At 71.5% G+C, this 19,689-nt stretch carries 20 protein-coding genes; 7 read left to right on the plus strand and 13 right to left on the minus strand.

Going from position 1 to position 19,689, the window contains the following annotated elements:
* The first annotated feature begins 1 nt into the window (after position 1).
* The gene (locus J2Z30_RS05125; RefSeq protein WP_044578627.1) at positions 2-1,489 is read left to right on the plus strand and encodes a glycoside hydrolase family 28 protein; all 1,488 of its coding nucleotides are present in this window, start codon (positions 2-4) and stop codon (positions 1,487-1,489) included.
* 157 nt (positions 1,490-1,646) lie between these two features.
* Entirely contained in the window at positions 1,647-3,299 is a 1,653-nt protein-coding gene (locus tag J2Z30_RS05130) for an alpha/beta hydrolase (RefSeq protein ID WP_044578624.1), read from the plus strand.
* A 104-nt stretch (positions 3,300-3,403) separates the two neighbouring features.
* On the opposite strand, the gene J2Z30_RS05135 is transcribed toward J2Z30_RS05130, so the two are convergent.
* Both J2Z30_RS05135 and J2Z30_RS05140 read right to left on the minus strand, forming a co-directional pair.
* Positions 3,404-4,153 carry an SDR family oxidoreductase gene (locus tag J2Z30_RS05135; protein ID WP_044578617.1) on the minus strand — a complete coding sequence of 250 codons (750 nt, stop codon included), beginning with the start codon at positions 4,151-4,153 and terminating at the stop codon, positions 3,404-3,406.
* A gap of 155 nt (positions 4,154-4,308) precedes the next feature.
* Complete coding sequence (locus J2Z30_RS05140; protein WP_044578614.1) at positions 4,309-5,214, minus strand: AraC family transcriptional regulator; 906 nt, start codon at positions 5,212-5,214, stop codon at positions 4,309-4,311.
* Positions 5,215-5,409: 195 nt separating this feature from the next.
* On the opposite strand from J2Z30_RS05140, the gene J2Z30_RS05145 reads away from it, so the two are divergent.
* On the plus strand, positions 5,410-6,822 hold the full coding sequence (locus tag J2Z30_RS05145) for a hypothetical protein (RefSeq protein WP_044578611.1): 1,413 nt from the start codon (positions 5,410-5,412) through the stop codon (positions 6,820-6,822).
* A gap of 30 nt (positions 6,823-6,852) precedes the next feature.
* On the opposite strand, the gene J2Z30_RS05150 is transcribed toward J2Z30_RS05145, so the two are convergent.
* The 8 genes from J2Z30_RS05150 to J2Z30_RS05185 all read right to left on the minus strand — a co-directional run bounded on the left by J2Z30_RS05150 (position 6,853) and on the right by J2Z30_RS05185 (position 13,642).
* Complete coding sequence (locus J2Z30_RS05150) at positions 6,853-7,692, minus strand: putative hydro-lyase (RefSeq protein WP_209468558.1); 840 nt, start codon at positions 7,690-7,692, stop codon at positions 6,853-6,855.
* Positions 7,689-9,023 (minus strand): MFS transporter, encoded by a 1,335-nt coding sequence (locus tag J2Z30_RS05155; protein ID WP_052701717.1) that lies wholly within the window; start codon positions 9,021-9,023, stop codon positions 7,689-7,691. The genes J2Z30_RS05150 and J2Z30_RS05155 overlap by 4 nt, the downstream gene beginning before the upstream one ends.
* Positions 9,024-9,170: 147 nt before the next feature.
* Positions 9,171-9,623 carry a VOC family protein gene (locus J2Z30_RS05160; protein ID WP_044578606.1) on the minus strand — a complete coding sequence of 151 codons (453 nt, stop codon included), beginning with the start codon at positions 9,621-9,623 and terminating at the stop codon, positions 9,171-9,173.
* Positions 9,624-9,665: 42 nt separating this feature from the next.
* On the minus strand, positions 9,666-10,604 hold the full coding sequence (locus J2Z30_RS05165) for a 5-oxoprolinase subunit C family protein (RefSeq protein ID WP_044578603.1): 939 nt from the start codon (positions 10,602-10,604) through the stop codon (positions 9,666-9,668).
* On the minus strand, positions 10,601-11,299 hold the full coding sequence (locus J2Z30_RS05170; RefSeq protein WP_052701716.1) for a 5-oxoprolinase subunit B family protein: 699 nt from the start codon (positions 11,297-11,299) through the stop codon (positions 10,601-10,603). Before J2Z30_RS05170 ends, J2Z30_RS05165 begins: the two co-directional genes overlap by 4 nt.
* Positions 11,296-12,099: a LamB/YcsF family protein gene (locus tag J2Z30_RS05175; RefSeq protein WP_044578600.1), complete on the minus strand. Its 804-nt coding sequence runs from the start codon at positions 12,097-12,099 to the stop codon at positions 11,296-11,298. The genes J2Z30_RS05170 and J2Z30_RS05175 overlap by 4 nt, the downstream gene beginning before the upstream one ends.
* Positions 12,096-12,800 carry a GntR family transcriptional regulator gene (locus J2Z30_RS05180; protein WP_052701715.1) on the minus strand — a complete coding sequence of 235 codons (705 nt, stop codon included), beginning with the start codon at positions 12,798-12,800 and terminating at the stop codon, positions 12,096-12,098. Before J2Z30_RS05180 ends, J2Z30_RS05175 begins: the two co-directional genes overlap by 4 nt.
* A gap of 92 nt (positions 12,801-12,892) precedes the next feature.
* Positions 12,893-13,642: a dienelactone hydrolase family protein gene (locus J2Z30_RS05185; RefSeq protein WP_044578598.1), complete on the minus strand. Its 750-nt coding sequence runs from the start codon at positions 13,640-13,642 to the stop codon at positions 12,893-12,895.
* A gap of 109 nt (positions 13,643-13,751) precedes the next feature.
* Here J2Z30_RS05185 and J2Z30_RS05190 point away from each other — a divergent pair, with 109 nt between their 5' ends.
* Positions 13,752-14,234 (plus strand): MarR family winged helix-turn-helix transcriptional regulator, encoded by a 483-nt coding sequence (locus J2Z30_RS05190; protein ID WP_044578595.1) that lies wholly within the window; start codon positions 13,752-13,754, stop codon positions 14,232-14,234.
* A 106-nt stretch (positions 14,235-14,340) separates the two neighbouring features.
* Here J2Z30_RS05190 and J2Z30_RS05195 read toward each other — a convergent pair whose 3' ends face one another.
* Together J2Z30_RS05195 and J2Z30_RS05200 are read right to left on the minus strand one after the other, a co-directional pair.
* The gene (locus tag J2Z30_RS05195) at positions 14,341-15,228 is read right to left on the minus strand and encodes a serine hydrolase (RefSeq protein WP_044578592.1); all 888 of its coding nucleotides are present in this window, start codon (positions 15,226-15,228) and stop codon (positions 14,341-14,343) included.
* A 223-nt stretch (positions 15,229-15,451) separates the two neighbouring features.
* Positions 15,452-16,072, minus strand: a complete 621-nt coding sequence (locus J2Z30_RS05200) for a hypothetical protein (RefSeq protein ID WP_044578589.1) — start codon at positions 16,070-16,072, stop codon at positions 15,452-15,454.
* A gap of 284 nt (positions 16,073-16,356) precedes the next feature.
* Between J2Z30_RS05200 and J2Z30_RS05205 the strand changes: the two genes are divergently transcribed.
* From J2Z30_RS05205 to J2Z30_RS05215, 3 genes are all read left to right on the plus strand, one after another.
* Positions 16,357-17,598, plus strand: a complete 1,242-nt coding sequence (locus tag J2Z30_RS05205) for a PP2C family protein-serine/threonine phosphatase (RefSeq protein WP_044578588.1) — start codon at positions 16,357-16,359, stop codon at positions 17,596-17,598.
* A 190-nt stretch (positions 17,599-17,788) separates the two neighbouring features.
* Positions 17,789-18,238, plus strand: a complete 450-nt coding sequence (locus J2Z30_RS05210; RefSeq protein ID WP_078957054.1) for a nuclear transport factor 2 family protein — start codon at positions 17,789-17,791, stop codon at positions 18,236-18,238.
* A 100-nt stretch (positions 18,239-18,338) separates the two neighbouring features.
* The gene (locus J2Z30_RS05215; RefSeq protein WP_167525773.1) at positions 18,339-18,491 is read left to right on the plus strand and encodes a hypothetical protein; all 153 of its coding nucleotides are present in this window, start codon (positions 18,339-18,341) and stop codon (positions 18,489-18,491) included.
* 20 nt (positions 18,492-18,511) lie between these two features.
* Here J2Z30_RS05215 and J2Z30_RS05220 read toward each other — a convergent pair whose 3' ends face one another.
* Positions 18,512-19,525: a CPBP family intramembrane glutamic endopeptidase gene (locus J2Z30_RS05220; RefSeq protein ID WP_308279760.1), complete on the minus strand. Its 1,014-nt coding sequence runs from the start codon at positions 19,523-19,525 to the stop codon at positions 18,512-18,514.
* Positions 19,526-19,689 lie beyond the last annotated feature (164 nt).

Consider the following 19,689-nt stretch of genomic DNA (forward strand, 5'->3'; position numbering starts at 1 on the left):
CATGCACCCGAGACCTTCCCGCCGCGCGGCGCTGCGCACCGGCGGTCTGCTGGCGGCGAGCGCGCTGCTCCCTCCCCTGTCCGCGGAGCAGGCGTACGCGGCCACTTCACACACCGGAGCGGCCACTCCGCACACGGGCACGGCCGCTCCGCACACCGGCACGGCAGCCGCCTACACCGGGGCATGGCGCGCGGTGCCGGGGATCCTGGCCCGGATCAGGCCGCCCGCCTTCCCCCGGCGCACGTTCAGGGTCACCGACTACGGCGCCGTCGGCGACGGGCGGACGATGAACACCGCGGCGTTCCGGGCCGCCGTCGCCGCCTGCCACCGCGCGGGCGGCGGCCATGTCGTCGTCCCCGAGGGCCGCTTCCTCACCGGCGCGATCCATCTGCGCGGCCGGGTGGACCTGCATGTCACCGCGGGCGCCACGATCGCCTTCAGCCCCGATCCGCGCGACTTCCTGCCGGTGGTGCTCACCCGCTGGGAGGGCACCGAGGCTTACAACTACTCGCCCTTCATCTACGCGTACGGCGAGCGGGACGTGGCCGTCACCGGCCGCGGCACGCTCGACGGGCAGGCGCGGCTCGGGCCGTGGGAGAGCTGGTACCGCGACGGCGGACCGCAGGGGGCCGACCAGAAGCTGCTGCGCGAGATGGGCTCCACGGGGGTGCCGGTGGCGCGGCGTGTCTTCGGCGACGGGCACCATCTGCGGCCGAAGATGGTGCAGTTCTACCGCTGCCGCAACGTCCTGGTCAGCGGCCTGACCATCGTCGATCCGCCGATGTGGACCGTACATCCGGTGCTGTCGAGCAACGTCACCGTGCGCGATGTCACCGTGGACAGCACGCTGTACAACACCGACGGGTGCGACCCCGAGTGCTGCTCCGATGTGCTCATCACCGGCTGCCGGTTCAACACCAACGACGACTGCGTGGCCGTCAAGTCCGGCCGGGACGAGGACGGCCACCGGGTCAACGTGCCGAGCAGGAACATCGTCGTGCGCGACTGCCGGTTCTCCGGCCGCTGGGGCGGGATGACGGTCGGCAGCGAGATGTCCGGCGGGGTGCGTGACATCTTCGCCGAGGACTGCGAGATCAACCCGTCGGACTTCCCCGGCCGTTACCCCGTCAAGTACGCGCTGTACGTCAAGGCGAACAAGAAGCGCGGCGGCTCCATCGACGGTGTGCACATCCGGAACTTCACCGGGCAGAGCGTGGAGCGTGACATCGCCTTCGTGACCATGGACTACAACGGTGGCGAGGACGGGACACTGCCGGTGTCCGTGCGGAACATCCACCTGGACCGGATGGAGATCGACGGCGCCCAGACCGTGCTGCGGCTGGTCGGCCTGGAGACCGACCGGCTGCGCGGGGTGCACCTCTCCCGCTCCACGTTCACCGGCATCCGCGCCCCCGACAGCATCGCCCACACCGACGACCTGACCTTCCGAAGGGTGTTCGTCAACGGCCAGGAGGTGCCCCGACCCTGAGGGCGGTGCGGGCGGGCCGTACAACCAGGGGACCACTCACGCCCCTCGCATCCCTCCCAAGAGGGAGGGGAGTTGGGGACGCACGGCCGATGTTCCCCGGTGCACATCACCTGAATGATCGTTCCTGTCCCGATACGCGACCGGAAGGAACGATTTCGTGCGTAGACGAGGTCTCGCGCCGCTGTTGGCCGTCGGTGTCACGGCAACGCTGGCTCCCGCGCTCGCCACCTCCACGGCCAGCGCCGACCAGGTCGGCGCCGCCGCCCGGACCGGCACCGCCCAGGCCGCCGCCCCGGCGTCCGCCACCGCGAGCGCCCTGGACCCGTACGTCAAGCAGAAGCCGAAGTGGCAGCGGTGCGAGGCCGACAAACCTGCGGAGTACCAGTGCGCGACGATCAAGGTGCCGCTGGACTACCGGGCTCCCGGCGGCAAGCGGATCGACATGGCCATATCCCGGATCAAGACCACCACACCGGACAAGCGGCACGGCGTCCTGCTCGCCAACCCCGGTGGCCCCGGCGGACCGGGGCTCGACATGCCGCTGCGGATGAAGGACATACTCCCCGAGTCCGCACGGCAGAGTTACGACCTCATCGGCTTCGACCCGCGCGGGGTGGGCCGGTCCACGCCCGTCACCTGCGGTCTGGAGCCGGAAGAGGAGAACTGGCTGCGGCCGTACAAGGAAGCGACCTTCGACAAGGACGTCGCCTGGGCGCGGGATGTCGCGCGCAAGTGCCGGGAGAAGTCGGGCGCCACGCTGAAGCACATCACCACGCGCAACACGGCGCGCGACATGGATCTGCTCCGGGCGATCCTCGGCGAGAAGAAGCTCTCGTACTTCGGCTACTCGTACGGCACATATCTCGGCGCCGTCTACACCCAGCTGTTCCCGAGCCGGGCCGACCGGGTCGTGGTGGACAGCGCGGTCGATCCGGCGCGGGCCTGGCGGAAGATGATCCAGTGGTGGGCGGAGGGTGCCGAGCCCGCGTTCGACCGGTGGACCGAGTGGGCCGCCGCGCGTTCCGAGAAGTACGGCCTCGGCGACACCCCGAAGAAGGTCGACCGGACGTTCTGGGACCTGGTCCAGCGGGCGAACGAGAAGCCCATCGAGATGGACGGGGAGAAGTACACCGGCGATGACGTCCGGAGCATGATGCGCCGCGCGGTCTTCAGCGTCCGGGAGGGCACCGAACTGGTCGTGGAGCTGAAGAAGGCCGCGGCCGGCAAGCCCGCCTCCGCCAAGAAGCTCCCGGATCCGGCCGGAACGCCACGCCCGGCCGCCGGCTCCGCCGACGTACCGAGCGACAACATGACCGCGAGCTTCTGGGCCGTGGTGTGCAACGACAACTCGGCCGCCTGGTCCCGCGACCCCGAGAGCTACCGGCGGGACGCCATCGAGGACAAGGGCCGCTACCCGCTCTACGGCGACTTCGCGTCCAGCATCAAGCCCTGCGCGTTCTGGGACAGCTCGGTCGAGCGGGCCACCGTCGTGAACAACAAGGTCGGCTCGCTGGTCGTGCAGAACGAGTGGGACTCCCAGACCCCGCTGCCGAGCGGTCAGGCCCTGCACACCGATCTGAAGGGTTCGAGGATGCTGACGGTTCTCGGCGGCGAGGGCCACGGCGTCTACCCGAGCGGCAACGCGTGCACGGACGGCACGGTGACGGACTACCTGACCACCGGCAAGCTGCCGACGAAGGACGTGACCTGCGAGGCGACGGGCGACTCGAACGGCGGCGCCCAGGAGGACCGGAAGCGGGACATCCGTCCCGGGGCCCCGCTTCCGCAGCGCTCCCCGGACCGCTTCTGACGGCCGAAGCCTGACGCACAGGCGCCTGACGCACCGGGGACGGGGCGGAACCTCCGGCGGGTTCCGCCCCGTCCGCCAGTGTGCACACCGCGCCCGCCGGCGGGTCACTTCGCCTGGTCGAGCCGGACCGCGTCGGGACCGGCCGGGAAGCGCAGCCGGCCGGTGGTGTCGTGCACGGCCTGCCACACCGTCTCGGCGACGTCGCTCTCCTTGGTGAACACGTCCTGGCCCGCGAAGTCGTCCATGGACTTCTTCGCGAACGCCGCGTAAGGCGCCGGGACCTGCTCCTCCAGCGGAACATCATTCGGCAACCTGGCTCCGAAGTTCGTCGTCAGACAGGCGCCCGGCTCGACCGTCTTCGCCCGTACGCCGAACGGCGCGAGTTCGAGCGCGAGGGATGAGGTGAACCCCTCGACGGCCATCTTGCTCGCCTTGTACACGGCCGTGAGCGGCATGTGCCCCAGCACCACGCTGGAGGTCACGTTGACCACCACGCCGGAGCCGCGCTCGCGGAACTGGGGCAGCACCGCCCGGGTCGTCGCCATCACACCGAAGGTGTTGGTCTCGAACACCTCCCGCACATGGGCCATGGAGATGCCTTCGAACACGCCCATCGACGGGATGCCCGCGTTGTTGACCAGGGCGTCGATGGGCCCAGCCGCCTCGAGCGCGGCGGTGATGCTCTCGGGCCTGGTCACGTCGAGCTCGACGACGCGGAACCGGTCCGACTCGGGGAAGACGCCCGGCCGTGGCGTCCGCATGGTGGCGATGACGTTCCACCCCCGCTGATGGAAGTGGAGGGCGGTCTCCCGCCCGTACCCGGACGACGTACCAGTGATCAGAACGGTGTTCATGGTGTGGCCCCTGCGATGTGGTGGGATCCGCGGAGGACCAGGCGTCTCCTGCTCCGCGGGAGGACTTGCACTCCCATTGCACCGCTCCGACCTGCGGAAACGATAGAACTATCCTCGCTCCCCCATGCACGATCCTCCCGGTGGCCCAGCCCCGCTCAGGGCAGGACGCCCGCCGGGGTGCGTACGGTGTTCCGCAGACGGACCGCGTCCCGGCTCGGGGGCACGCCGAACTGGCGGCGGTACTCCCGGCTGAACTGCGACGGGTTGTCGTAGCCGACCCGCTGACCGACGCCGGTGACGTCGTTCGGATGGGTGGCGAGCAGCAGCCGGGCCTCCTGGAGCCGGATCTGCTTCTGGAACTGGATGGGGCTCATCGCGGTCACCGCCTGGAAGTTGCGGTAGAAGGCGGAGACACTCATGCCGGACCTGCGCGCCACGTCCTCGACCCGGAATGGCTCCGCGTAGTGCTCGCGGATCCAGCGCACGGCCCGGGAAATATGGCTGAGCCCGCTGTCGGCCAGACCGAGCTGCCGAACCGTCGCCCCCTGCTCGCCGGTGATCACGCGCCACAGAATCTCGCGTTTGACCAGCGGCGCCAGTACGGCCCGGTCGCGGGGTTCATCGAGCAGGCGCAGCAGCCGGACCACCGCGTCGAGCAGCGCGCCCGGGGCCTCGCTGACCGCGATCCCCGACGGAACGCCTCCGCCCGCGTGGGGCGTGTCTCCGGGACCGGCTCGCAACAGCAGTTCGGCGACGGCGGACGGCTCAAGCGTGAGACCGAAGCCGAGCGCCGGCCGCTCGGGGTCGGCCTGGGTGAACTGCCCCGTGACGGGCAGGTCGACGGATGCCACCAGGTACTGCCCGGGTCCGTACGCGTAGACCCGGTCGCCCAGCGCGAGGCGTTTGCTGCCCTGGGCGATGACCGCGAGCACCATGCCGGACATGGAGGGCACCGGCGGATCCGGCCGGTCGACCTTCGAGACGAGGACGCCGTCGATGGCGGTGGTCCAGTCGGGCCGGGCATGCCGGGCCAGCAGGGTGCGGAGCTCGTCGAGGGACATGGGTCCATTGCAGCACCACGGCCTGCTCCGGCCGTGCACGTTAAGAACAGAACTCCCTGCTCGATGGTGTCGGCAGAACAGGTGTCCTTAACATCGCAACGCCTGGCGCGAGGGAGCGCCACTGAGGTCAGGAGCGTTGCTGTGCACAGCTCGAGTCGGAACGTACCTTCCTCCCTTCTGCGAAGCCTGACGCGTATGCGGCGTACCGTGGCGTCGACCGTCGGCATCGCGGGCATCGTCGCGGGGACGCTGGGCAATGCCGGTCCGGTGCGGGCGGCCCAGCCGCGCCCCGCACCGGTCGCGTGCCCGGCGAGCGTGGGCGACAAGGCCACGTGTTACACCGGCAAGGACGGCAACGGGGCGTACTACGCGATCGCCGTTCCGAAGAAGTGGAACGGGTCGCTGATCGTCCACTCCCACGGCGGTCCCGACCTCGGCGACGGGTCCGATCCCGAGCGGAGCGTCGGCGACCTGGACCGATGGTCGGTGATGGTGTCCGAGGGCTATGCCTGGGCGGGCTCCTCCTACCGGCGAGGCGGCTATGGAACGCGCATGGCGGCCGCCGACACCGAGAATCTGCGCCGCCTGTTCGTGGCGGACTTCGGCAAGCCCGAGCGGACGTACGTACACGGCCAGTCCTGGGGCGGAGACGTCGCCGCGAAGGTCGTGGAGACGTACGGAGGGAAGAACGGCCCGTACGACGGCGCCCTCCTCACCAGCGGTGTCCTGGGCGGCGGCTCCCGGGGCTACGACTATCGCGTCGATCTGCGGGTGGTCTACCAGTACTACTGCCGCAATCTGCCCCGCCCCGGCGAGCCCCAGTACCCGCTGTGGCAGGGGCTGCGCCCCGGGTCGACCCTGACATCGGCCGGGCTCCGCGCCCGCCTGCAGGAGTGCACCGGCTACGCCTCCGCCCCCGAGGAGCGCACCGCGCAGCAGCAGCGCAACCTCGACGACATCCTCGCCGTCACCCGCCTTCCGGAGCGGACCCTGGAGTCCCATCTGCGGTTCTCGGTGTTCACCTTCCGCGACATCGTGCACAGCCGTCTCGGCGACCGCAATCCGTTCAGCAACCAGGGCGTGTGGTACTCCGGTTCACACGACGACACCGCGCTGAACGCGGGCGTCGAGCGCTTCTCCGCCACCCCCGACGCCCGGCGTGACCTCTCCTGGGACAGCGACCTCACCGGCCGCGTTTCCATCCCGGTGCTGACGATGCACGCCATCGACGACCCCACGGCATTCGTCGAGCACGAGTCGGCGTACCGGGCGACGGTCGACGGCGCGCACCGCGGGAAGAACCTCGTGCAGACCTTCACCGAGGAGAGCGAACACAGCGAGCTGAGCAACGCGGAGTACGCCGACTCCATCGCCGCGCTGGACTCCTGGGTGCGCACGGGAAACAAGCCGACACCGCGGTCCATCGCATCCGCGTGCGCCACCTTCGACCGCGTCTACGGCACCGGGTGCTTCTACGACCCCGGCTTCCGCCCCAAGCCCTACGCCTCCCATGTCCGGCCCCGGCCGGGCGGGCTGACCTGGCCGGCCATGACGTCCGCCCAGGAGCGGGCCTGGAGCCGGATCGACGGCGTGGGCATCGCTCCCTGAAGCGGCCGCCACCGGACCGCGGAGTGCCGTTCACCCCGGTGCCGGGCCCGCGTCGACGGTGTGGTCGAACACGAACATATGGCCCGGGTAGTGGGTGATGGCGTACGGGGCCCGGGTGGCGGGGAGCGCCAGTTGGGGTGTCACCCCGCAGGCCCAGAACACCGGGACGTCACCGTCCTCGACGACCGGGGAGGGGCCGAAGTCCGGCCGGGCCAGGTCGGCGATGCCGAGCGCCGCCGGGTCGCCGATGTGGACCGGCGCCCCGTGCCCGGCCGGATAGCGGGCGGTGATCTCGACGGCGCGCGCCACGAGGCGAGCCGGTATCGCGCGCATGCTGACCACCAGCGGTCCGGACAGCCGCCCGGCGGGGCGGGTGGCCACGTCGGTGACGTAGACGGGCGGCGCCGCGGACTCCGGCGCGTACCGGACCGGGACGCCCGCGGCGCGCAGCGGGCCCTCGAAGGTGTGGCTGCAGCCGAGGAGGAAGCCGACCGCGTCCGGGCGCCAGTGGGCGGTGATGTCGTGTGGTTCGGCGGCGAGTTCGCCGTCGTGCCAGACCCGGTAGCGCGGCAGGTCCGTCCGCAGGTCGGCGACGGTCGTGCCGAGCCGCACCACCGGGTCGCCCGGCTCGGTGACGGCGAGGACGGGACAGGGCGCGGGGTTGCGGGTGCAGTACAGCAGGAAGTCGAAGGCCAGGTCGCGCGGGACGATCACCAGGTTGGCCTGCTGGTACCCGTCCAGCAGACCGGCCGTGGGCCCGGTCCACCGGCCGTCCGCCACCAGGCGCCGCAGCGCCGCCGGGGTGGCGGGGACGTCCTCGGGAAGGCCATCCACGGAGGCGGCGGGACCGGGCCGCGCGGCGGCCGTCACGCCAGTTCCCGGTGGCTGGACTCGGTGACGGTGCGCAGCGTCAGCAGGGCGACCACCACGGTCGCCATCAGCAGGAAGCCCGGGGCGAGCAGACTGCCGGTGGCCGAGATCAGCCAGGTGGACAGATAGGGGCTGAGCCCGCCGCCGACGATGGTGCCGATGTTGAAGCTGAACGAGAGCCCGGTGTACCGCACCCGGGTCGGGAACAGCTCGGCGTACGTCGGGTACGTGACGGACTGGACGACCGGCATCGGCAGGGCCAGCACCACCATGGCCGCGACGGCGAGCGGGAAGCTGCCAAGACCCATGACCAGCATCGCGGGGACGACCAGGACCGCGTACCCGGCGAAGCCGATGGTGATGAGCCGCTTGCGGCCCCACCGGTCCGACAGCGCCCCGCACACCGGCATCAGGACGGCCACGAACAGGCTGATCCCGCCCATGATCCAGAAGGTGGAGTCCTTGGGGTAGCCGAGGTCGGTGGTCAGGTAGATGTTCATGAAGATCAGGCCGACCCAGTAGCCGCAGTTGGAGCCGATGGCCAGCAGGGTCACCTTCAGTACCGGGCCGCGGTGGCGGGTGAACACCTCCGTCAGCGGCGCCTTGGCGGTGGCCCGCTCCGACTTCGCGGCGAGGAAGCTCTCGGAGTCCGCGAGCCGGTTGCGGGCGATCAGGGCGACGGCGACCAGGGGCAGCGAGAGCAGGAACGGTATGCGCCACCCCCAGGCGTCGAGCTGGCGCTCGCTCAGCGTGGTCGTGGTGACGCCCGCGACCAGCGCCGCGGCCCCGCCGCCGAGGGCCACCCCGACCGGGGTGAAGGCCCCGAAGAAGCCACGCCGCCCGGCCGGGGCCGACTCGGCGAGATACGTGGCCGAACCGGTCACCTCACCGCCCGCGAAGAACCCCTGCGCGAGCCGCACCGCCAGCAGGGCGACGGGCGCGGCGACGCCGACGGCGTCGGCCGTGGGCAGCAGCCCGACGGCCGCGGTGGCGCCGCCCATCCCGGTCACGGTGAGGATCAGTACGGGCTTGCGGCCCACGCGGTCCCCGAGCCGCCCGAGCACGATGCCGCCCAGTGGCCGCATCAGGAACGCGCTGCCGAACACCGCGAGCGTGGCCAGCAGGGCGGCGGTGGGGTCGTCCCCGGGAAAGAAGTGCGGGCCGATGACCACGGCCAGATAGCTGTAGACGCCGAACTCGTAGTACTCGATGGCGGTGCCGGCGGCCGCCGCCAGCGCCGCCCGGCGCGGACCGCCGCGCGCCGTGGTGGCCACGGCGGCCGGGTCCCCGGTGTCTCCGGGTGCCGTTGCGGCCGTTGATACGCTCGTCATGGGTTCCTCCGGGTCTGACATGTCCTTTGGCCGGGATGTGCTGTCAGTGCCGCCGGTACGGCGCCGGGGGCCCGTACGACGGTCATCCGCGGGACCAGTCCTCCTGCTGATGACCGTCGTTCCGCCGGGCCCGGTGCCGTTCGCCGGTCAGACGGCGAAGAGCTGCTCGAGGTCGGCGAACGCCTTGAATTCCAGTGCGTTGCCCGCCGGGTCGAGGAAGAACATCGTCCACTGCTCACCGGGCTCGCCCTGGAAGCGGACGTACGGCTCGATCACGAACTCGGTGCCGGCCACGGTGAGCCGCTCGGCCAGCTTCTGGAACTCGGGTACCGGCAGCACCAGGCCGAAGTGCGGCACCGGCACCTGGTGGCCGTCGACCGGGTTGGTCCCTGCGACGCCGTCGCGCGGCGTCCCGGACGGGCCGTCGCCGACCTGGTGGGTCACGACCTGGTGGCCACCGAAGTTCCAGTCGATCCACTTGGTGTCCGAGCGGCCCTCGGCGAAGCCGAGCACCTTGCCGTAGAACTCCCGGGCGGCCCCGATGTCGTCCACCGGGATGGCCAGGTGGAAGGGGACGAGGGAGTCGGGCTGAGCGGTCATATGCGGTATCTCCTTGTGGTGTGTCAGGTGGTGAGCGGTGTTTCAGTGGACGGGGGCGAGCCGGAGCTCGTCACCGGGGAGGGTCTGGCCGACGAGATCGATGTCGGCGTCGGTGACCACCCCGATGACGGGGTAGCCGCCGGTGACCGGATGGTCGGCGAGGAACACGATGGGCTCGCCCGACGGCGGCACCTGGATGGCGCCGCGCACCGTTCCCTCGCTGGGCAGGTCGACCGAGCCGATGGCCAGCGGCGGTCCGGTCAGCCGCGCGCCCACCCGGTCGCACTGGGCGGAGACCCGCCAGGGCGTGGTGGTGAGCCGGTGCCGGTCCGCGGCGTCGAACAGCTCGTGCCGCGGGCCCCAGCGGAACCGGACGGTGGCCGGGCCGCCGTGCGGGACGATGCTGAACGCCAGCTCCAGCGGGATCGCCGGGACCGGGCGCACCGGGCCCAGTCCGTACTCCGCCCCGGCGCGCACCGGGTCGGGGCCGAGCCCGGTGAGGGAGTCGCGTGCGGCCGACCCCAGCACCCGCTCCGCCTCGATCCCGCCGGAGACGGCGAGGTAGGTGCGGCAGCCCGCCCAGGGGCGGCCGATGGCGAGCACCGATCCGGCACGGAGCCACAGCCGCGGCGCGCCGTCGACCGGCACCCCGTCGACCGTCAGCGGCGCCGGGGCCCCGGTGACCGCCACATGGCGGGTGGTGGAGAGGGTGATCGCGAGGCCGCCGAGGGTGACCTCCAGGGCCGGGGTGTCCTCCGGGTTCCCGGCCAGCCTGTTGGCGAGCCGGAAGCTGCGCCGGTCGGCCGGACCGGAGGCGGGCACGCCCAGGTGGGCCATCCCCGGACGGCCCAGGTCCTGCACGCTGGCCGCCGGTGCCGCCTGGACGACCGTCAGTACGGCGGGCTCCGGGCCGGTGCCGGGGTCCGGTGGCCGGTGCCGGGTGCGTACCCGGCGGCCCGGGGCGGCGGAGGTGACCGTCATGGCGTCACCGCCTCGAAGACGACCCGGTCGCCGACCGCGAGCCGGTTCGGCGGTTCGGCCGTCACGTCCCACAGCTGGGTGGTGGTGACGCCGATCTGGTGCCAGCCGCCGGGAGTTCCGCCGGGGTAGACCACCGTCTGGTTCCCGGCGATGGCCACCACCCCGGCGGCCACTCTCGGCCGCGGGCTGGACAGCCGGGGCAGCCGCAGGCTCTCCGGTACGCCGTCCAGATACGCGAAGCCGGGCGCGAAGCCGAAGAAGCCGACTCGGTACTCCCCCGCGCCGTGCCGCCGCGCGACCTCCTCCGGGGCCAGGCCGAGGCGTTCGGCTACCTCGGGCAGGTCCGGGCCGTCGTAGCGGACCGGGATCACGATCCGCCTGCCGGGCGGCGGTCCGGTGCGGTGGACTCCGGGCCCGTCGAGTACGGTGCGCAGCCCGGCGGCGAGCTTGCCCATCCCGGCGGCGGTCTCCGCCACCACCAGTACGGTCGTGGTGGCGGGCACGACCTCCCGCAGCCCCGACGCCCAGGGCTGGGCGCGGATCGAGGTGGCGACCTCGGCGGGGTGCCGGTCCGCGCACTCGATCAGCCAGCCCCGGTCACCGGCTCTCCGCAGAATCGTTTTTCCTGAGGTGACGTTCGCAGCCGTGACGTTCGCAGACGCGACGTTCACAGACGTCACGTCGGCCGCGGTCACGACCGCACCCCGACCCGGTCCGCGGCGGCACCGGGCGGCCCCACCGCGACACCCCCCGACGCCAGCGCCTCCCGTACGGCGGCGGCCAGCCCGGCCGCGCCCGGGGTGTCGCTGTGCACGCACAACGCGGCCAGCTCCCCGCCGTCCGGGGCGATCCGTACGACGCTTCCGCTCACCGAGACCACCGTCCCCGACTCCGCCATCCGCAGGGCGCGTTCGGCCGCCTCGGCCGGGTCGGTGATCAGGGCGCCGGGCGCGGAGCGGGGCACCAGCAGCCCCTCGTCGGTGTAGCCGCGGTCGATGAACCCCTCGGCCAGCGGGCGCACCCCGGCCGCCACCGCCCGCTCCCAGACCGCGGTGCGCGGCTGGCACAGCAGCGGCAGCGCGCCGTCGTACAGGGCCACGGCCTCGACGATCGCGGCCGCGTGCCCGGTGTGCCGGGCCGCCGCGTTGTAGAGCGCGCCATGGGCCTTCACATAGCCGACGCGACCGCCCGCGAGCCGGGCGAACACCTCCAACGCGCCCATCTGGTACAGGAGTTCGTTGACCAGCGTGGCCGGTGGCACATCGATGAAGCGGCGGCCGAAACCGGCCAGGTCGCGGTAGGAGACCTGGGCCCCGATCGCCACGCCCCGGGCGGTGCTCGCCTCACAGGTGCGGCGCAGGATGTCGGGGTCACCGGCGTGGAAACCGCAGGCCACGTTGGCCGCGGTGACCTGGTCGAGCAGCTCGCCCTCGTCGGCCGGCCCCCAGACCCCGAACCCCTCGCCCACATCGGTGTTGAGCGCGAGCGCGGTCACCGGGCCGACTCCGCCCAGTACGCCTGGAGGGCGCCGCTGCTGTTCTCCCAGGCCGTGTGCAGCCCATTCTGGCCGCCGTCGATATGCGCGGTGATCTGCCGGGCCAGCTCCTCCGCGTCCCCGTCGGCCAGCGCCTGGACCATAGCGGCATGCTCATGGTGGACCCGGCCGTACGCGGAGGTGCCATGGACGTAGAACCGGGAGTACGGCTCCAGCCGGTGGTACATCTGCGAGATGATCTCGTAGCGCATGGGCAGCCGGGACAGCCGGTACATGTCCAGGTGGAAGGCGAGGTTCGTCCGCGACCAGATATCGGCACCGGATCCCGCGGCCCGCTCCATCGCGGTCGCCATCTCCTCGAACCGGCTGATGTCGCGCCGGGAGACCCGCTCGGTGACATGCTCGGCGAAACTCGGCTCGATGAGCCGCCGCAGGTTGTAGATCTCGTCGATCTCCTCGAGGTCCAGCACCGTGACGAACGTGCCGCGACCCGGCGTCGAGCGCAGCAGGCCCTCGCTCGCGAGGGTGCGCATGGCCTCCCGCAGCGGGATGCGGCTCACCCCGAAACGGTCGGCCAGTTCGTCCTGGACCAGTCGGTGGCCCGGCGGGTAGACGCCCTCGACGATCAGCCGGCGCAGTTCGTCGGTGAGGGCGTCGGCGCCTTGGGCATCACCGCGGCGGCCTCTGTCTTCTCGGCTCATATACTGTGTATACAGTGCATGCACCGGATGCGTGAAGGGGTCGGGCCGCAGGAAATCCGTCCGCCGGGTTCGCTCTCCGGGCCGGAGGTCCCTCAGCCGTCGGCCAGGGTGCGCTCCAGGAGCGGGAGCAGCCGGTCCCAGTGGTGTCGCAGTGCCGAGGGGCTGAAGGCGTCGGTGTCGGACATGGTGAAGCCGTGGACGGTGCCGGGGTAGATCTCGGTGGTGTAGGCGACACCCGCGGCGTCCAGCGCCTGGTTGAGTTCGCCGATGGCCTCGGGCGACATGTCCCCTTCGGCGAGGCCGATGTGGACGTGCGCGGTGAGGCTGGGGACGAGGCGGTGCGGGCTGTCGGGCGCGTCGGTCACCAGGAAGCCGGGGTGGAATCCGGCGACGGCGGCCACCTGGCCGGGGTGGGCCGTCGCGGTGCGCATCGCGAGGGCGGCGCCTATGCAGTAGCCGATCACGCCGACCGGTCCGGTGCCGGCCTCGGGCCGGGTGGTGAGGAACCTGAGGTAGGCATCGGCGTCGCGCAGGATCCGTTCGGTGGTGTGCTCCTGGATCAGGGGCATCAGCCGTCCGATGATCTCGGGCCGGATCTCCTCTCCGATGTGCCCGGGAAGTTCGATCACCGGTGCCGGGCCGTGCCGGTAGAGGAAGTTGGGGACGAGCACGTAGTACCCGTGCCCGGCCAGTTCGCGGGCCCGCTCCTCCAGCTCGGGCCGGATGCCGAAGGCGTCCGGGTACAGCAGCACCCCCGGGTGCCGCTCGCCCCCGTCGGGGAAGGCGGCGAAGGCGTCGGCCTGACCGTCCGGGGTGGGGATCCGCAGTGTTGTGGTGGGCAAGGTGTTCCTTCCGTGGAGTTCGCTCCACAAACGTTTGTCGCACTAACGTTGTCGGCGCGAGCGAACGTACATCGTTAGTCGGACTAACGCAATCGGTAAGATGAGCGCCATGACCAGAGCCGAAGCCGCGGACGTCCCCGACGACGGCGCGCCCCAGACGCCCGAACGGCTGCGTCGACTGGCGAGCCGGCTGCTGTCGCAGCTGACCACGCGGTCGGACCGGCTGATCAACGAGGGCCTGGCCCGAGCCGACGCCCGCAAGTGGCACTACGCCGTGCTCGCCTCGCTGCAGGAGTACGGACCGGGCAGCCAGGCGACACTGAGCAGGCGCACCGGCATCTACCGCAGCGACATGGTCGGCGTGCTCAACGAACTGACCGAGCGTGGCCTCGTCGAGCGGGCGCCTGACCCCGACGACCGGCGCCGCAACACCATCACCATCTCCCCCCGGGGCCGCCGCCGACTACGCCGCCTCGACAAGGTCCTGGACGAACTCCACGACGAACTGCTCGCGCCGCTGAGCCCTGTCGAGCGCGACCAGTTCGCGCGGCTGCTCACCCGCCTGCTGGACCACCACACCCGGACCTCCTGACCCCGACGGACCGTCCCGGCGCGGCCTTCGCTCCGCCCGACCGGGCTACGGGGTGTCCGGCGAGGGGAGCGGCCCGCCGCAGGCGCGAAGATCCGGCGGACGCCCCCTAGGGCTGAGCGCTGGGCGCGGGCGCGTTGAGGTCTCGGTGGACCGCGCGGGCGATGCCCTCGATGTTGGCGATGCCGTCGTCCATCGTGGCGTTGTCCTGCGAGAGCACCGTGATCGTGTAGTCGTGGTCGCCGCCGGTGAAGGCGCCGAGGCTGTGCACCCGCCAGCCGTTCGTGGCCCGCTCCAGCCAGCCGTTCTTCACATGCACCTGTGCGTCGTCCGGCGCGCCCGCCGGGGTCCCCCAGCGCTGCGAGGGGATGACCTCGCTCGTCAGCTTCAGGATGTAGCCGCGGGAGTCCTCGCCGAGCACCGGGTTCGCGTGGGTCACCAGGTCGAGGAGCTTCTCCTCGTCGTTCGCGGTGATCTGGGTGAGCCCCCAGTGCCCCTCGCTGTCGAGGACGGTGTTGGTCATCCCCGCGGCCCGCAGGAATCCGTTGATCTTGTCCGTCCCGAGCTGCTTCCACAGCGCGGTGGTGGCATCGTTGTCGGACTTCGTGATCATGGCGGTGGCACGGTCCTTCTCCTCCTGCGTCAGGGCGCGGTCGTCCTTCTGCGCGTCCCACAGCAGCGTGGCGAGCACGGTCACCTTGACCGTGCTCGCGGAGTCGAATGTCCGGTCCGCGTCGAGAGTGCAGGTGGTGTTCGTGGTGCGGTCGTGGAGGCTGATCGCGGTCGTGGCGGTGGAGCCGTCCAGTGCCGAGTTGATGTCTTCGGAGAGCTTGTCGGCGAGCCCCGGCTGGTCCGAGGTGCAGATCGCCGCCTGCGGGGTGGCCGCGTGAGCTGACCCCACCGAGGCGATCGCCGGGACGAGTGCCCCGGCCGCCAGCGCCGCTCGTGACGCCAGCGTGGTCCGGGGAAGCCGGGATATTCGGCGGTGTCGCCCCATGGTGTGTGCCTGTCCATTCGCTCGTGGTACCGGTTGCGGTTCATCACCCGGGGCCATCGCTCCGTCGCGCGGACATCCCGGTGCTCCGGCACTGGATGACGAGTCAGCGGCAGGTGAGGTTCAAAAACGTGTCCGAATCTCACAAGATCACTCCACAATCGGCACAGCACCCGGGCAGCCCTGCGGGGGCCGTCGGCGCACTACGCGATCCATCCCCCCGGCGCTAGGTGGCCAGATCCGCCCGCCTCCGCGTCCGGGCACGGTCCTGCCTCCGCGCCCGGATCCGGCCGAAGGACCACGCGCCCAGGCCCGCCAGCACGGCCGCCCCGAGTCCGTACAACGGCAGCCACCGGGTCGTGGTGGATGCCAGGCAGTCGGCGACGGCCTCATGGCGGTGGCTGGCCCGCGCGTACGCCAGGGCGGCACCGTCCCGACCGGCGAGGTTCGCCAGCGACGCCTCCGTGCGAAGGCTCTCGTACGTGCCCAGCGCCCGGCAGTGGGTGCGGGTGCCCGGCATCGGGAAGAGCCACGCTGACCGCTGTAGCACCGGGGCCAGCGCGATCGCGGCGCACAGGCCCACCACCAGGGAGTACGCGATCAGGTTCGGTACGTACGCGGAGCGAAGGCCGGGCCGCCGCGGTGGCAGGCGATAGAAGGAGAGGATCACCGCGAGAAGCGTCACTCCGATGTAGGACGCGAACCACTCCCAGGCTCCCTGCGCGAGGGCGAACGTCAGCACGGCCGCGAGCCCGATGCCGATGATCCCCGCCTGGCCGGAGGCATCGGGGACCCCTCCGCCGGCCGATGTGGTCTTCCGGGCCCCTTGAGCGTGGAGGTCGTCCACGGCCTCTCCTCCTCGTCCGAGGCCACCAGTGTTCGCGCAGATCGCACCCTTGTGCGTGACGCCATGCCGGACCGGCCCCGGAGCCGCCCGGTTGGCGCCCGAGGGGGCGGCGCGCTCCGCCCGAACGGCGGCACCGGCCGTGCTTCCGGGTTCGGACCGGCGCGCACGGCGGAACCGCCGCCGCCCGCGTTCGACGTCGGCGAGCCGACAAGCCGTCGCTCACGGCCGGACGCATGGGCGAGAATCGGGTATGAGACAAGGGCCGGGCCGAACAGGAGAAGGTTGTGAGTGCACGGCAGATCGACTACCAGGCGGTGTTCGCCGTCACGCCCAGCCCTTACCTGGTGCTGGCCCCCGACCTGGTGATCGTCGAGGTCAACGAGGCCTATCTGCGGGCCACCGGCCGGACCAGGGAGGAGCTGATCGGCCACTACCTCTTCGAGGTCCACCCCGACAATCCGGCGGACCCGGACGCCGACGGGGTGCGCAATCTGGACGCCTCGCTCCAGCGGGTCCTGCGTTTGAAGCGAACGGACACGATGGCGGTGCAGAAGTACGACATCCCCGTCTCCGGGCATCCGGGAGTGTTCCGGGCGAAGTGGTGGTCGCCCATCAACACACCCGTCATCGGGCCCGACGGAGAGGTGCGGTGGATCATCCACCGGGTGGAGGACATGACCGAATTCGTGCTGACCCGCCCGCTGCGCCCGAAGCCGGAGGACACGGGCGGGGAGCGCGAGGCGATGGAGGCCGAGCTGTACACCCGGGCGCGGGAGCTCCAGCACCTCAACGAGGAACTCCGCGAGGCCCACGACCGGGAGCGCCGCACCGCCCTCGCCCTCCAGGAGGCCATGCTGCACTCCCCGGACCTGGCCGGGCACCGCGAAATCGCCGTGCGCTACATGCCCGCCGCCCGCTCGCTCAATGTGTGCGGCGACTGGTACGACGTGGTGGACCTGTCCGCGGACACCTTCACCGTCGCGGTCGGCGATGTGGTCGGCCACGGCCTGGAAGCCGCCGCTGTCATGGGCATGCTCCGCAGCGCCCTGTCCGCCGCCGTTCGCGCCATCAGCGAGCCCGGCAGAGCGATGGACGTCCTGAGCCTCTACGCCCGCACCTTCGAGGGCGCACAGGCCACGACCGCGGCCAAGGCCGTCGTCGACACCCGCCACCAGCGCATCACCTACACCAGCGCCGGCCACCCGCCGCCCGTCCTGGCCCGGCCGGACGGCACCGTCGACCTGCTCGACCAGGCCACCAACCCTCCACTGGGCCTGGTCACCGACCACCTCCCCCGCCCGCAGGCCACGGTGTCCTACACCCCGGGCGACACCCTCGTGCTCTACACCGACGGACTCATCGAACGCCGTGACGAGGACATCGACGTCGGGCTGCGCCGCCTCACCGACACCCTCGCCCGCCACACCTCGCTCGGCCCCGACCATCTGGCCGACACCCTGCTCGCCCGCCTCGGCGTGGCCGACGGCGGACGCGACGACATCGCCCTGATCGTCGTCCGTCTGTGAGATCCCGCCTGGAACAGGGTGGCGTGGCCGACCATGGAGTTCCTCCGACCGGCCCGCGAGAACGAAGCGGGCCGTTCCTCCTTTCACGTTTGTGAACACTCTGCCGACGTATGACCGGCCGCCGCGGCCCGAGGCGGTGACGTCGGAAATCCGCCAGCCTCTTCGCTCGCGCCCTTCTACCTTCGCGAACATGCCGCAGTCGCACATGTCGCAGTCGCAACGGAACCAGCGGATCGTTCAGGACGCCTGGAAGGCGTTCGCCGGCCACGACGCCGACCAGATCTCCGCGGTCCTCACCGAGGACGCCGAGTGGCTGGCGCCCCCGGGGAACGCGACCGCCGTTGCGCTGGACGGCCCCAGTCACATGGTCGGCAAGAAGGCCATCGTGCGCTTCCTCGCCGAGGACTTCACCCGCTTCTTCGTACGCGACGTCGCCGTCACCTTCCACGGCTTCTACGCCGATGGTGACCGGGTCATCGTGGAGGAGACCATGACGGCGACGCTCGCGAACGGCAACCACTACGCCAATGACTACTGCTTCGTCTTCGAGCTCCGGGACGGGCTGATCCACCGGGTCCGTGAGTACATGGACACCGCGCGCGGGCACCGTATGGTCTTCGGCGAGCTTCCGGCGCAATGACCCGTTCGACAGCCGCGCGGGCGGCTCTCGGGACGACCTGTGGTGACGGAAACCTCAACAGCCCGCCGCACACACCTACTTCTTGGCATATGTTGGACCGATGAGTTCACATGACCTGGAGCCCCGGCCTCCGTCCCCGCTGGTGGAAAAGATAGACAGCGCGCTGGCAGTACTGATCATCGTCGGTATCGCCGGCGGATCGTTCTGGCTGGCCTCGGGCCTCACCTCGTCCTACATGGTGCTCTTCAACTGACCCGCCCGCGCGCGGGCCGGCTACCGGTCGGCCCGAGCGCGGGCGTGGAAGCGGTCCCGGCGCTTGGCTTCGCGGAGGAACAGGACCGTGGGGATCAGGCAGATCACGATGGCCACCGGGCTCGCCTCCGGCCCGAACGCGCCGCCGGTCAGCGCCTCGGGACCGCTCACCGAGGCGGTGAACAGGCTGCCCTGGCCCGCGTCGGAGCCGGAGACGGTGGTGCCGAAAATGCCGCCCTCTGCCATGTTCCACCCCAGGTGCAGCCCGATCGGCAGCCACAGGGAGCGGGTCGCCGCGTAGACCGAGCCGAACAGCAGGCCCGCCTCGACCGCGATGGCCAGCCCGCCCCACACCGTGGCGTCCGGGTTCACCATGTGCAGCGCCCCGAACAGCAGGCCCGACGCCGCCAGCGCTCCCCATGTGCCGGTCTTCTCCTCCAGGACGCGGAACAGCGCGCCGCGGAAGGCCAGTTCCTCCGTCACCGCCACGCAGGTCATCACGCCCAGCGTCGTGAGCGCCCCGCCGAACGTGCCCCAGCCCTCCAGGTGGTAGCCACCGCCCATCGCGATCACCGCGATCACCAGCGAGAACATCCCGAGTCCGAGCAGCGCGCCGGTGCGCAGTTCCGACCGGGCGTTCGCGGGCCGCAGTTCGGCCGGGCTCCGGCGGCTCTCCAGGCGCCGCACCAGCCATACGTACGCGCCGAGCGCGAGGCCCGCTGTCGCCACCCCCGACAGCAGGCCGGTCACCGGGGTCGCGTCGGCCACGCCGTTGATCAGCGTGGTCAGTCCGTTCACTGCCAGGAGCAGTACGAACAGCACCGGCAGCCGCACCCACGCGGACTCCCAGCGCACCGAACGCGGCTTGCGGAGGGTGCGCGGTCCGGGCGCACGCCCCGACGGCGCCGTGATGTGCGGTAGCGGCGTCGGCTCCGGTAGCGGCGTCGGCTCCGGCCGCTCGATCGACTGCGACATGGCGTCCTCCTCGTAGACCGGCTCCTCATGGACCGGTGCGGATGTGCTCCGGCTCGGCACAGCGAGGAAGCTACGAGCGGGGACCGGCACGGATCGTCACCGCCACGTGGACAGTTCCCGAGGCGGGGTCCCCCGCGCGGGGCATCCAGGAGTCCACTCGCGGGGGATGCCCGCGGCGGCGTTCGCGGATACGTTCGGCGGGCGCAGGTCTGCCCAACCCTCCC

The sequence above is a fragment of the Streptomyces iranensis genome, from assembly GCF_017874715.1.
Lineage (GTDB): Bacteria > Actinomycetota > Actinomycetes > Streptomycetales > Streptomycetaceae > Streptomyces > Streptomyces iranensis.